Here is a 13,116-nt window from a genome sequence, read left to right as displayed (position 1 = left end):
TGATGCTGGAACAAATGGGCATTGCCGCGAAGCAAGCCTCGTATAAATTAGCGCAACTCTCCAGCCGCGAAAAAAATCGCGTGCTGGAAAAAATCGCCGATGAACTGGAAGCACAAAGCGAAATCATCCTCAACGCTAACGCCCAGGATGTTGCTGACGCGCGAGCCAATGGCCTTAGCGAAGCGATGCTTGACCGTCTGGCACTGACGCCCGCACGGCTGAAAGGCATTGCCGACGATGTACGTCAGGTGTGCAACCTCGCCGATCCGGTGGGGCAGGTAATCGATGGCGGCGTACTGGACAGCGGCCTGCGTCTTGAGCGTCGTCGCGTACCGCTGGGGGTTATTGGCGTGATTTATGAAGCGCGCCCGAACGTGACGGTTGATGTCGCTTCGCTGTGCCTGAAAACCGGTAATGCGGTGATCCTGCGCGGTGGCAAAGAAACGTGTCGCACTAACGCTGCAACGGTGGCGGTGATTCAGGACGCCCTGAAATCCTGCGGCTTACCGGCGGGTGCCGTGCAGGCGATTGATAATCCTGACCGTGCGCTGGTCAGTGAAATGCTGCGTATGGATAAATACATCGACATGCTGATCCCGCGTGGTGGCGCTGGTTTGCATAAACTGTGCCGTGAACAGTCGACAATCCCGGTGATCACAGGTGGTATAGGCGTATGCCATATTTACGTTGATGAAAGTGTAGAGATCGCTGAAGCATTAAAAGTGATCGTCAACGCGAAAACTCAGCGTCCGAGCACATGTAATACGGTTGAAACGTTGCTGGTGAATAAAAACATCGCCGATAGCTTCCTGCCCGCATTAAGCAAACAAATGGCGGAAAGCGGCGTGACATTACACGCAGATGCAGCTGCACTGGCGCAGTTGCAGGCAGGCCCTGCGAAGGTGGTTGCTGTTAAAGCCGAAGAGTATGACGATGAGTTTCTGTCATTAGATTTGAACGTCAAAATCGTCAGCGATCTTGACGATGCCATCGCCCATATTCGTGAACACGGCACACAACACTCCGATGCGATCCTGACCCGCGATATGCGCAACGCCCAGCGTTTTGTTAACGAAGTGGATTCGTCCGCTGTTTACGTTAACGCCTCTACGCGTTTTACCGACGGCGGCCAGTTTGGTCTGGGTGCGGAAGTGGCGGTAAGCACACAAAAACTCCACGCGCGTGGCCCAATGGGGCTGGAAGCACTGACCACTTACAAGTGGATCGGCATTGGTGATTACACCATTCGTGCGTAAATAAAACCGGGTGATGCAAAAGTAGCCATTTGATTCACAAGGCCATTGACGCATCGCCCGGTTAGTTTTAACCTTGTCCACCGTGATTCACGTTCGTGAACATGTCCTTTCAGGGCCGATATAGCTCAGTTGGTAGAGCAGCGCATTCGTAATGCGAAGGTCGTAGGTTCGACTCCTATTATCGGCACCATTAAAATCAAATTGTTACGTAAGATCTTATCATTCTCCCACCAAAAAATTATCTTAATGTAACAGCTGGTGTAAGTAAATTCTATCAACGAAGATCAATCTTATCTACTGACCAAAAAGGCCTGATAGGGCTTCGCTCACTATACATCCTTGGCTGCAGGTTTAGTTGTACACTACTCCTAAATTTAATGTGTTGGCAATGTGTTCAATAAAGCTCGAACAAATTAGCTCATTATGATCGGTTAATACTTCAACTTCTGGTTGCATGATTGTTTGTCCGTAAAAAGATAACGCGCCTGCCGGGTAGTAGCAGGCGCATTACGCAATAGGTAAACAAGGGAGGAAGTTCAGAAATGTAAATCGGGAAGGTTGTACGCAATGTTCATCGTACTACGTTGTTACGGCTTTGCCGCAACAAGCCAGTTGCCTGCCGTGCTCGCAGAATGTCTACAGCCCGGAGATAAGGGGATTGTTCCTGCCAGTTAAATCCCTTCCTGTCGATACGCACCAGTTCGTATTTTTCCACCAGAAAATTCACGGCATCAGCCAGCGTGATTCCGGCATCGATATGTTCCTGTATAACACGTTCCTCACTGAACGGTGTGTCGTTGAGGGTGAGACCATAGTGCTGTTTCAGCAGGCGGGTCAGTAGCATTTGCCAGACAGCCACGGGTGCTAGGCAGGGCTTCGCCGCCCGCTGAGTTGTTGCAGGTAAAGTTTTCATGTTTACTCTCGTGAAGGTAATTAACTCTGAGTGGGGTAAATGGCGATGTATACGTAGCCGCAACTGCCAAGAGTATCGGCTTCGCAGGTGAAACCGTTGTGGTACAGGGTGACGCAGTGGGCGTGTTGGGGACTGAGTTCACCGGTGGTTAGCATCGACTCCATATGGCGGATAAAGTGCGGGCATGTTTCATCCAGCTTCCGGCATTCGACGTCACTGAATTTACCGGTGATGCTGGCCCGGTCAGCCAGATAATGCAGCCGGTTCCCCTCCTGCACCAGACGGGCTCCCAGGCGTGGCGTGATATCCCGCTGCAGCCCCCATGTAATGTTGCTCATTTATAACCTCCTTTATTGTCAGTTCAGGGTAATACTCATCAGGCAGGCATAAGGCCCGTTGCGGTCCTGGCGGCGTTCGGCGTATACCGCGAGGACTCCGGCGATATCCGGAACGTCCCTGCCGGTGTAATGACAGACGCTACCGTGCCACTGGTATTTGCCGGTGCAGTAGCGAAAGATTCGGGACTCAGGATGCTGGCGGTATATCGTCATTGCCCTGCGTTTACTGATAATTTTCATGTAATACCTCAAAGCAGACCGTGTTCTGCGAACGAATAGATTTGCCTGCCGCCAACAATCAGGTGGTCAGGGACGCGGATATCCACCAGCTGAAGCACCTGCACCAGTCGCTGCGTGAGGGTTTTGTCGGCCTGGCTGGGTGTCGTCTCGCCGGAAGGATGGTTATGCGCGAGTATCACCGCCGCCGCGTTGAAGTGCAGAGCACGTTTGACCACCTCCCGGGGATGCACCTCGGTGCGGTTAATCGTGCCGGTGAAGAGCGTTTCATGGGCAATCAACTGATTCTGGTTGTCCAGATACAACACCCGGAACTCTTCCCGCTCAAGCGCGGCCATATGCAGTCGCAGCCATTCACGTACGGCGTGGGTAGAGGTGAAGGCTACGCCGGGCTCATGCAGGTGGCGGTCCAGAGCCCTGAGCGCCCGCTGAATGAGACGCCGGTCCTGTGGCGTCATCTCGCCGGGTAAAAAGGAAAGCTGTTTCATCTGTTGCTCCTTCGGTCAGTCGATAATACGCAGAATGGCGTGAGCCTCTGGATGTTGCATGGCATACTCCCGCAGGCGGTAATAGTGTGCGGTCATCGCGTCACATTCTGTACGGCAGGCATGGTGGCTATACGCAATCAGGCAGACAGCAATACCTGCGGCTTCCGCACTCATTTGGGCATCGTTACCGTTCAGGCAGTTAAACAGACGCCATGTCTCATCGTTGTCAGGCTCGGGGGACATAAATGCGCCGCCATTGCTGAGGGTGTAGAACGACCAGATACCACCGCTGTAGCCCTCACAGAAGCGGTCCATCCAGGCGAAGATATGCGGCTCCAGGAGTAGCCACTGCGGGATAGCGCCAAAGTACTGTGGCCAGAAATCGATACGCTGTTCATCGGGGACTGGCGTGACGGTCAGTTCAAATTCGGGTTGGTTAGCGGGTGCGAGATCGTACTGCGTCTGTGTTGTCATGGGTATGTCTCCGTCAATAAAAACGCCAGCGGCGATGGCTGGCGTATGGGGATATAAAGTGTGTTCGGGGAGGTGAATGCGGGTAAATGCTTCGCGATCAGCGGGTGGCCGTGTCTGTACGGATGCCTGAGGTGCGGATATAGCGGTTAAGACCTTCACCGGCATCCGGCTCAAAGTTCCATGCCCGCCAGACCATCCGGCCTTCAGTATCACGAACCACCAGACGGAAGTGACTGCCCTGGTCGTCTTCGAGTGTGATATTGCTGTACGTGGTAGTGACCGCTTGCGCTTGTCTCCGGGTGAAAGGCCCCGGTGGCAGCAACACGGATTGGGTCATTTTCGGGCTCCTGATAAAAGAAAACCCCGGCAGCCTGCTAGCTGTCGGGGTGGATTTGCTGGGGAAGATACTACTATCAGTCGTTGCTGCAGTCTCCGAGAGTGGACAGAACTTTCTCAGCGTTCTTCCGGTCCGCAGTGAAGGTCCCTGCTTTGTGGTCATTGACGTAGACGTCGAACTGCCCGGCCTCAGAGATATTGCTGATGAAGTCAAACCAGGCGTTATCGCCGTTACGCCAGCCCAGGCTGGACGGAATAATGTACTGCTGGTGATCCATCACTACGGTGATAGTAGTGTCGTCATCGTGCGAACTGACCATCTTGTCATCGGCAAGGGTAAGAAAGACTGAATGCTGATAGAAACCATTCTGGTCCGGGTTCCCTGTGCAGTTGATGGTAAACGTCTTTCCGCTGGCTTCGGTCACGCTGTATTCCGTATTGCCCTGACCGTAACCCTGCTGCCAGAACCCCGGGATAGCAGAGGCATTAAAGCTCGCGAGCAGTACACCCGCCAGCATAAACCGACTTAGTGAAAGTATTGTCATTCTTGTCTCCTTTGTCGTTGTTTTATTCCTGATTGTCAGGGTTCGAGGGTATCAGTAGCTGCCCCATCAGTTTGCCGTCATGGGCGTACTCAAAGTATTTTTCTTTGGTATACGGGTCCGTCACCTCCTGGTATTCCAGTTTGATGTTATCGGCAATACACAGCGCATTCATCAGCGGCTGGATGGTTTTTTCCTGCATATCCACGAGGTAGTAGTAACTACCGCCCTCGCAGCCATCGGGCGACTCACGGGTACGTAAGACCTGCAGGGTGAGACCTGATGAAAAGCCAACCTGTGACCATTCTTCGCTGACATCATCCTGCCGACTGACCACATCGCTGAAGCGCGGAGGCGTGAGGTCCTTAAATTTACTGATAGCTTTCAGGTCATCACTCCTGTCATCGCAGGCGCTCAGAAACAGAGTGGTGGCAACCATCGCCAGCAGAGGTAGTGTTTTACATTTCATTATTTTTTCCCTGAAATCAGACGTACCACTTTGGCAAAGACATAAATGCCCACGAAAATACCCACCGGCACGCCGACGAACGGTGTCAGCGCGACACTGGCAGCACCGGCTGCGCCACCTCCCGTCAGCAGTGCGGCAACAGTGGCAAGGGTCAGGGCCGCGAGACTGTCGGACACCCCGGTTTTGTTCAGAATGATGACGATGACAACAATGGCGATAATGGCAATAACGGGCATAGGGCTCCTCCCTGTTGCCGGGTTGATAACAACGCTTACGCTATTCTGGTGGGCTGTCGGCCGGAACAAACGTAAGCAGTGACTGCTGGATAAAGCGAAAATGGGGTAAGGACTGAATAAAGCCCGGGTCTTCAACAAGACGACACAGACTGTCGTTACGCCGGAAAGTCTCCTGCAGGGGCTGAACCAGATGGATTTCATCCAGGGAGAATACGGCGATATGTCCGTCGTGCTCTGCCACCAGATACCAGGCCTGCTGGTGGATAAGTAACCGGCAGGGAGCCAGCCGCTCACAGCGCTGCCCCTCGGCAATCAGAGTCACCCGCCTGCGCCCGGTAATGGCCTGAATCAGTCGCCAGAAAGACAATGCGCCTGATGGCGAAGGAGCCGGACTGGCGGGTGCGATTACGCAGGGAGACTCATCGCACATCAGCAGTGCGTTTACCAGACGACGGTCAAAGCCAGGGAAAAGACCGGCCATCCCGCTGCGGTGGGCAAAGATAAGCACGTCGGGCACCATCTGCGTCTCACTGCCCGCAGTGCGTAAGCGGCAATATCCGGACTGATACTCCAGGTCCAGATACATCAGCCGCTCACGAAAATCACGCCGCAGCGTGCGCACCGACACACCAAACTCAGCGGCAAGCTTACGCACACTCAGCGTTTCCCCTGCCACCAGACGGCTGATTATCAGTGACAGCCTGACAGCCAGCCGGTCATGGCGGCGTTCTGCCTGTGTCATGAGACGTTCTCCGTGAAAGTTAACTGACTGAAAATGATGTGATTACTTTAAAGAGGGGGTCGGACAGGGTATGGACACCACAGAAACTATTTTTCATTTCTGTAAAAGCCAGAGGCAGCGGGGGTTACAGGCCTTCCCTCGGTGAGTGAGGACCGTCAGCACGGTGCGATGCGGACAGGTGGTGTCCGATATTAACAAAGCAGCAACATTAAACGGTCACTGCAGTTGCGTGAGCAGGGCTTCCGCCATCACCCACAGTGCCCGGTTAAGTTTCACGTCCCCGTCGATACCGCGAACGGCACGGGTATGTGACCGTCCTCCTTTGGCATTACGGCCACTGAGCCCGCCCTTAATCAGGTTCTCCTGAATACGCTGGTACGTGGTCCACAGGTCATTGCTCTCATCCTGCCAGCGGCGAGGGGAGAGGATCTGCGATTCAGTCACCGGCTGGTGGTCTTCACCAAAGCGGTATGTGAGGGCGGCTTTTGCCAGTGCCTGCTGTGCCGGGGGTGGCAACAGCAACGACTGCATGGCATCCCGTTTTTCCTCCACCCGGTCAAAAATCCCCAGCACCTCATACGCGCCTTCAATCACCTGACTCACCACGTCCCCCTTGTGTGGCACCCGCACCTCGCCAAACGACTCACCGCAGACGAGCCCGTTCTGACAAACCGCACGAAATAGTCCCGGCAACATCTGATACGAACTGGTTCCATCGTGAGAGTTGAGTAGAATAATTTCCGGCACCTGTATACCGGTGATCTGCCCTTCCCGCCGCAGACGCAGCATATGCTTTGTATGTTCACGACGACCCGGGTCACGCACGCGGGTCTGACAGGCAAAGAATGGCTGGAAGCCTTCTCGCTGTAGGCTGTCGAGCAGGGAGATGGTGGGTATATAGGTATAACGCTCACTACGGGACTCGTGTTTGTCCTCACTGAATACACTGGGCACTACGCGAAACAGCTCTTCACGGGTTAACGGACGGTCGCGACGGATAAGGTTTGCTGCGCCAAAGCGCGAAGCCAGACGGGTCATAAGCAGACTCCTCATAACGGGAAAACAAATAAAAGGGATCCCCGTCGCATCGGCGACAGGGGCAGGGAAGTAACAGGGATGGGTTAAATACTCAGAAGAAGAAATCCCAGACGGCGCGGGCCACTGACACCACCGTGGTGCGCACGGCCTGAATGACGGCCCGCACCGGGGCGGGTATCAGGGGAAAGGCACTGATGCTATCGAGTACGGCCCCGACGGTTTCACCAAAATCGCTACGAGCCTGTTCCCGGACTACCGTCGTGCGAAAGGAAGGATGGAGTTGCGACACCACCGGGCTGGTGGCCTCACGTGGCAGGCACTTAATCATCCGCTCGGCCATCACCTTAAGCCCCCATTGTAGACGGACCGACACAGCACACACCGGATGGACGGGCTGGAACAGCTCATGCAGCAGGCAGATTTTGCGGCTGATATTCTGCTTCTGCGCCGTGGACAACGGTCCCCCACCGCTGGTAGGTTCGGCCTTATCCGACTGGCTGATAACAAACAGCACCTTATGCCGGTATACCTCTCCAATCACCTGATGATAAAAATGTTCATCCACCGCCAGCGCCCGGTCATCGGCCTTAATCAGCCACAGAACCAGGTCGAGCCGGGGGAGTTGTTCGCGGTACATCGCAGCATACTCGGTATCGCGAGCACCACTTTCGCCCACGCCGGGCAGGTCCACCAGCGTCATATAGCGGTCGCCGACTTGCAGGCGAAAGCGCAGTGGCTCACGGGTACATGCAGCCACATCGCTGACCGGTGATACCTCACTGGCAAACAGGGCATTGCAGAGTGAGGATTTACCGGCACCGCTCTTACCCATAATGCCGATTACTGGCTCGTAATGGGTTAACTGATTTATCTGCTGCAATATACGTTCAGACACCCACTGTGGCAGGCCAGCAAGCGATTGCTGAAACGGCTTCAATCCTTCAGAATTGTTCATTACTACTCCTCTGAAAAATAATACAAAAACGGCAGAATCGTGAGATTCCACCGTTAATCTGGTATGTTCAGAGTGATGATATATATCTGAAAATTATTAACTTGATCTACTTTTTGTCTTTTTTACGTGATGAAACAGCCTGCTGCCAAGCATGCTTCATTTTCTGAATAAAGAAATATTGGTAATGACTCCAACTTATTGATAGTGTTTTATGTTCAGATGATGCCCGATGACTTTGTCATGCAGCTCCACCGATTTTGAGAACGACAGCGACTTCCGTCCCAGCCGTGCCAGGTGCTGCCTCAGATTCAGGTTATGCCGCTCAATTCGCTGAGTGTAACGCTTGCTGATTACGTGCAGCTTTCCCTTCAGGCGGGATTCATACAGCGGCCAGCCATCCGTCATCCATATCACCACGTCAAAGGGTGACAGCAGGCTCATAAGACGCCCCAGCGTCGCCATAGTGCGTTCACCGAATACGTGCGCAACAACCGTCTTCCGGAGCCTGTCATACGCGTAAAACAGCCAGCGCTGGCGCGATTTAGCCCCGACGTATCCCCACTGTTCGTCCATTTCCGCGCAGACGATGACGTCACTGCCCGGCTGTATGCGCGAGGTTACCGACTGCGGCCTGAGTTTTTTAAATGGCGGAAAATCGTGTTGAGGCCAACGCCCATAATGCGGGCGGTTGCCCGGCATCCAACGCCATTCATGGCCATATCAATGATTTTCTGGTGCGTACCGGGTTGAGAAGCGGTGTAAGTGAACTGCAGTTGCCATGTTTTACGGCAGTGAGAGCAGAGATAGCGCTGATGTCCGGCAGTGCTTTTGCCGTTACGCACCACCCCGTCAGTAGCTGAACAGGAGGGACAGCTGATAGAAACAGAAGCCACTGGAGCACCTCAAAAACACCATCATACACTAAATCAGTAAGTTGGCACCATTACCCTTTTTAACGTCACTTAATTATAAACTAATTCCCACGTTGCCCAGCTGGTAATTGGCCCGCTGGTGGCGCTTTTCGGCGTCGGCGAAACGTAGCCCACATAATAGGTGAACAGACCGCCGCTGACCGCGCTTTCCTGCAAATGCACCTGATTTTGCTGCGGGTCCGCAGGGACAATTTTATTACTCTTATCCAGCGTATTATTATCATTGGTCGACAGCGCCAGATAAATATTCTGCGCTCCGTCTGGCAAGGTATTGGCCAGATAGCCCGCGTTCTCATTGCCGACCGCCGTCAGTAAAAAACCGTCGACCCAGCGAACGCTGACCCGCCGCACCTCGTCCTGCGAGGCGGCGCCGCCGTCATGACGCAGCTGGCAGTTTGACAGCGCCAGGGTAAAAGGCTGCGGCTTCATAAACGCGCCGGCCCCGCGATCGTGCACTTCCGCCAGGCTGACCGGCGCCAGCCAGACGTTGCCGCTGCCGGCATGCTGGCCGCCATTGAGCGCGACGCTGCAGGAAATATCCGTCACCCGCCCGGCAAAATCGCCCCGTCCGCGATCATAATTGGTCTCGAAACCCCACGCCGAGGGGGCAGCGAGGCTGCCGCAGAGCAGCAGCCACGCGATAGTATGTTTCGGCAATCCCTTCATTCCCCCTCCCGTATTAATCGTACGTCAGGTTAAAGATCATATGCGACTCCACCTCGCCGGTGCTGGTCGTCGGGCCATACTGATAAAAGCGCGCGTGCAGCGGGATGGTGATGTAGCGGGTCTCCTGATTATTCAAGCGGCCAACGGTATATTTCTTATTAAACTGCAGCGGGGATCCATCCTTCAGCACCTGGATGCCGACGCCTTTCGCCATCCCGCTGCCGGCCTTTTCATTCAGCAAGGCGCCCATAGTGGCGGTGGTACTGGTCGCCAGGGTGCCGGAAAAAGAGGTGCTGATGTTGGCGTATCCCGTTTCACTCAGGCCGCCGCTGCACTGCAGATCGATATTAAAATCCTTCCCGCCCGCGGTGGTGCCCACCCCTTTCAGGTCAGTGCGTCTGATGGCGCCCACATCAACATTCATATTTTTCCCGCTCAGTACCGAACAGGAGGGCAAGACCACGGTGATCGCATTGGCGCTCAGATAGGTTTCGAGGATCGGGTTGCCGCCGCTCTCCCAGTCATAGGAGGTGTATTTTCCCGCCGCGAGGGTGCCGCTGCCGGTGGTTGCCGCGGTTTTGATAATCTCCAGCGTAAAACGTGACCCTTCAAGGGAATAGTTGGTGGTGTTATACACCCGGGACGAATAGACGTCGGGATAGACGATATTCACCGTCGCGCCGCCGCGGCTGAAACGCATACCAATCCCCGGCACGTTGGTGGAATAAATTTTATTCCCAAGATCGGTGGCCCCTGGCGAGACGATCTTCGCCGCGAAGCGGTTGGTGCCGGAGGTACAGCGATAGCTCGCCCCGCCCGGGGCGCTCATCGTCCAGTCGCGGGTGAGGATCACCGAGCCCACCGGCAGATCCGGGGGCACCACCACCCTGCCCACCACCATGTCCAGCATCACCGTTGGCCAAGAGAGACGCGTACAGACGGCCCAGGACGAGGTGGTGCCCAGCGCCATTAAGACGATAAAAAGCGTCAGTAATTTCCTCAGCGACATACGCTATCCTTTGTTGTTTGCTGTCCCAGATCCACCGAACACTGCCCGCCGCTCCACTTCACAATCGCGCGTTTGGCGTTCGCATCGCTGATGAACATCATGCTGCCCTGACCGACGACGCCGATCTCCTTGCCGTCGGGGGAGAAAATACTCGCCGCGAACGGCAGCGGCTCATGGTTCGCCTGGCGCGCCTGCAGGGTGAGGTTGTTCTGCACCGTGGTGCCGAACGCCACCTTAACCACGCTGCCTTCCCACGGCACAACCTGCGCCACGGTGCGATCGAAGGCCACATCGTCATGGCTGCCTTTCGGGTCGATCTCGACGGCGTTGATCCGGTACGGGCGCAGATACGGCAGGATGGCGTAACCGTTGCTGTCCACGCGGGTGCCCGGCGATCCCGGGAGCATGGCGCCGGCCGCGTCTTTGGCTTCAATCAGCGCCATCGTCGAGCCGCTTTCCGGCGAGAGCACCACGCCGCCGCTGTGGGCGATCATCGTCCCGCTGGCGCCAATGCCGCTCTGACGATACCCTTCGCCCTGGCTGTAGCTGCCGTTGAGGGTGGTCCATGGCGTACGGTAACTGCCGTTGAGCGCCACATCGTGCTGACCGCCGGTGGCGGTGGTGGTCGACACGCCGTAGTTAAGGTTGTTTTCACTGTCCAGCGAACCGTTGATGCCAATCTGCGAGCTGGCAAAGCGCGAGTTGTTGAACGAGGTGTTCGACGTCAGGTTGGCGGTGCGGTTATCGCCAAACCACAGCGGGTAGCTGAAGTTGAGTGAAATGCGATCGTCGCGGCGATGGCCGGAGCTGTCCGGGGTATAGACGCGCTGGGCGCTCGCCGACCAGGAGAGACGACCAAACGAATTGTTGTAGCTGACCTGATACTGCTTCTCGGTCCCGGAGCGGTTCCAGTAATCGGAAATACGACCGCTGAGATAAAACCCGCCCCAGCCGTCCGGCAGGTTCTGGTTCACCGTGAAGGTCATGCCGTTTTTTTGCCGCCACAGCGTATAGTTGCTGCGGCTGTTTTTTTCCTGATCGACGGCGTACAGCGCATCGTTGAGGTTGTAATAACCTTTCGTCGAGTAGCGATACGCCGCCAGCACGATGCTGGTCTGGGTATCGGTGAACATGCGGTTAAAGGTGGCGCGATAGCTCTTCCCCGAGTCATCATGGGTATCGCTCTTCAGCCGCGAACGGGTGACGTCAAAAGAGAGCGCGCCGATCCCGGTGTTCATCCCGGTGCCCACCAGGAAGGCCTGATAGTCGTCAAAGCCGGTGACCCCGGTGTAGCCGGTCAGCAGGTTATTGATCCCGTGCTGCCAGGTCGCCTGATAGAGCATCGGCTTGTTGCGTAGCCCGCTGTCGTCCACTTTACCGGCGGAGAGCGCGTAGCGGGTCATGCCCGGACGCAGCAGCTGAGCAACGGAGGCGTAAGGCACGCTGAACACTTCCACCGAGCCATCCGCCTCTTTTACCGAGACTTCAAGATCGCTGCCATAGCCGGATGGATAGACATCCTGCAGGGTAAACGGCCCCGGCGGAACCGTGGTCTGATAGATAATGTTGCTGCCCTGACGCACGGTGACGAGGGCGTTGCTCTGCGCCACGCCGCGAATTTCCGGGGCATAGGAGCGCATGCCGTCCGGGAACATATTGTCATCAGTGGCGAGGTTGACCCCACGCAGACCGATGGTGTCGAAAAATTCGCCATTGGTAAAAATCTGACCACCGCTGACGAGGGAGTTGATCTGCGGGATCGGCCGCTGGAGATAGGTCTGGTTGCTGTTCCAGTGCGCTTTGCCCTGCTGCTGCCAGTTCAGATTACCGATATGCTTCAGCAGCCAGCCGTCCCACGACAGACCGGCGTTGACGCCAAGGTAGGCGCTGCTGTTATCCGACCCGCCGACCGAAGAGGTGTGGCTGTTCCAGGCGTTGGCCATCCAGCCAAGATTAAGCGCGGTAATGCCTTTGTCCCAGAACTCCGGGCTGACATAGTTTTTCAGGCGTTGATCTTCATAGATCTGCGGTACCGAAATGTTCAACCGCAGGGAGGACTGGACCAGGTTGTCTTTGACGTTTTCTTCGTTGCGCCAGGATTTGAGGCTACCGCAGTAGCCCTCCTGCTCGCTCAGCTGCGGATTGAGCTTTTCCGCCGCGATGCCATATTGGGCCAGCATCGCTTTGGTGTAGCAGACGCCCAGCCGACCATCTTTATCGCGCGCGATGCGTAAATCGTAGCGCCCTTTCCACTCGTCGTTGGTGTAGACGTCAAGGGAGTAAGTGCCTTCGGTAATCGCGCTGGTCGAAAAGCGCGACAGATCGACCTTTTCGCGACTGCCGACAATAAAGCCGTCGTTAAACTGATATACCGTTCCCGGGTTTTCCTGTCCGCTGGAAAATGGCGGAAAGCAGCACAGCGCGATGGCGATCGCGGTGCTTAATCTTCCCGGGCAGAATGACCTCTGCTTCATTAGCTTTTCCC

General features: G+C 55.6%; 17 protein-coding genes and 1 tRNA gene. 2 read left to right on the top strand and 16 right to left on the bottom strand.

Annotation, left to right across the window (positions count from 1 at the left end):
• Positions 1-2 precede the first annotated feature (2 nt).
• On the top strand, positions 3-1,256 hold the full coding sequence (gene proA, locus ACU8XX_RS19465) for a glutamate-5-semialdehyde dehydrogenase (protein ID WP_000893278.1): 1,254 nt from the start codon (positions 3-5) through the stop codon (positions 1,254-1,256).
• A gap of 114 nt (positions 1,257-1,370) precedes the next feature.
• Positions 1,371-1,446: transfer RNA gene (locus ACU8XX_RS19460), tRNA-Thr, on the top strand.
• Between the two features lie 381 nt (positions 1,447-1,827).
• On the opposite strand, the gene ACU8XX_RS19455 is transcribed toward ACU8XX_RS19460, so the two are convergent.
• From ACU8XX_RS19455 to mrkC, 16 genes are all read right to left on the bottom strand, one after another.
• Positions 1,828-2,169, bottom strand: coding sequence for a TA system toxin CbtA family protein (locus ACU8XX_RS19455; RefSeq protein WP_016246873.1), 342 nt, complete (start codon positions 2,167-2,169; stop codon positions 1,828-1,830).
• Positions 2,170-2,189: 20 nt separating this feature from the next.
• Entirely contained in the window at positions 2,190-2,507 is a 318-nt protein-coding gene (locus tag ACU8XX_RS19450) for a type IV toxin-antitoxin system YeeU family antitoxin (RefSeq protein WP_113372912.1), read from the bottom strand.
• A gap of 18 nt (positions 2,508-2,525) precedes the next feature.
• On the bottom strand, positions 2,526-2,747 hold the full coding sequence (locus ACU8XX_RS19445; protein WP_063841895.1) for a DUF987 domain-containing protein: 222 nt from the start codon (positions 2,745-2,747) through the stop codon (positions 2,526-2,528).
• A gap of 8 nt (positions 2,748-2,755) precedes the next feature.
• Positions 2,756-3,232, bottom strand: coding sequence for a JAB domain-containing protein (locus ACU8XX_RS19440; protein ID WP_000811693.1), 477 nt, complete (start codon positions 3,230-3,232; stop codon positions 2,756-2,758).
• Between the two features lie 15 nt (positions 3,233-3,247).
• Complete coding sequence (locus tag ACU8XX_RS19435) at positions 3,248-3,706, bottom strand: antirestriction protein (RefSeq protein WP_113372854.1); 459 nt, start codon at positions 3,704-3,706, stop codon at positions 3,248-3,250.
• A 97-nt stretch (positions 3,707-3,803) separates the two neighbouring features.
• Positions 3,804-4,043 (bottom strand): DUF905 domain-containing protein, encoded by a 240-nt coding sequence (locus ACU8XX_RS19430; RefSeq protein ID WP_000194654.1) that lies wholly within the window; start codon positions 4,041-4,043, stop codon positions 3,804-3,806.
• Between the two features lie 76 nt (positions 4,044-4,119).
• Positions 4,120-4,587: a protein YkfB gene (gene ykfB, locus ACU8XX_RS19425; RefSeq protein WP_001547765.1), complete on the bottom strand. Its 468-nt coding sequence runs from the start codon at positions 4,585-4,587 to the stop codon at positions 4,120-4,122.
• Between the two features lie 22 nt (positions 4,588-4,609).
• Entirely contained in the window at positions 4,610-5,053 is a 444-nt protein-coding gene (locus ACU8XX_RS19420; protein ID WP_000649865.1) for a YfjS/YafY family lipoprotein, read from the bottom strand.
• Positions 5,053-5,289: a protein YpjK gene (gene ypjK, locus ACU8XX_RS19415; RefSeq protein ID WP_001144031.1), complete on the bottom strand. Its 237-nt coding sequence runs from the start codon at positions 5,287-5,289 to the stop codon at positions 5,053-5,055. Before ypjK ends, ACU8XX_RS19420 begins: the two co-directional genes overlap by 1 nt.
• A gap of 40 nt (positions 5,290-5,329) precedes the next feature.
• A complete protein-coding gene (locus tag ACU8XX_RS19410) occupies positions 5,330-6,031 on the bottom strand; it encodes a DeoR family transcriptional regulator (protein ID WP_001581462.1) in 702 nt (233 codons plus the stop codon).
• A gap of 216 nt (positions 6,032-6,247) precedes the next feature.
• The gene (locus ACU8XX_RS19405) at positions 6,248-7,069 is read right to left on the bottom strand and encodes a DUF932 domain-containing protein (protein ID WP_001547762.1); all 822 of its coding nucleotides are present in this window, start codon (positions 7,067-7,069) and stop codon (positions 6,248-6,250) included.
• Between the two features lie 91 nt (positions 7,070-7,160).
• Positions 7,161-8,024, bottom strand: a complete 864-nt coding sequence (locus ACU8XX_RS19400; protein WP_446908310.1) for a GTPase family protein — start codon at positions 8,022-8,024, stop codon at positions 7,161-7,163.
• Positions 8,025-8,219: 195 nt separating this feature from the next.
• Positions 8,220-8,917, bottom strand: a protein-coding gene (locus tag ACU8XX_RS19395) for an IS1-like element IS1B family transposase (protein WP_223566646.1) whose coding sequence is annotated in 2 segments (ribosomal slippage) — positions 8,220-8,668 and positions 8,668-8,917 — 699 coding nt in all. Because the reading frame shifts where the segments join, the coding sequence is not laid out codon by codon here.
• 69 nt (positions 8,918-8,986) lie between these two features.
• The gene (gene mrkF, locus ACU8XX_RS19390) at positions 8,987-9,622 is read right to left on the bottom strand and encodes a type 3 fimbria minor subunit MrkF (RefSeq protein WP_045270034.1); all 636 of its coding nucleotides are present in this window, start codon (positions 9,620-9,622) and stop codon (positions 8,987-8,989) included.
• Positions 9,623-9,635: 13 nt separating this feature from the next.
• The gene (mrkD, locus tag ACU8XX_RS19385; RefSeq protein WP_045270033.1) at positions 9,636-10,631 is read right to left on the bottom strand and encodes a type 3 fimbria adhesin subunit MrkD; all 996 of its coding nucleotides are present in this window, start codon (positions 10,629-10,631) and stop codon (positions 9,636-9,638) included.
• Positions 10,622-13,105: a type 3 fimbria usher protein MrkC gene (gene mrkC, locus ACU8XX_RS19380; protein ID WP_240765265.1), complete on the bottom strand. Its 2,484-nt coding sequence runs from the start codon at positions 13,103-13,105 to the stop codon at positions 10,622-10,624. Before mrkC ends, mrkD begins: the two co-directional genes overlap by 10 nt.
• Between the last annotated feature and the right edge of the window lie 11 nt (positions 13,106-13,116).

This window comes from Escherichia sp. MAL-1 (genome assembly GCF_052948035.1).
This window is presented reverse-complemented; position numbering and strand designations above follow the sequence as displayed.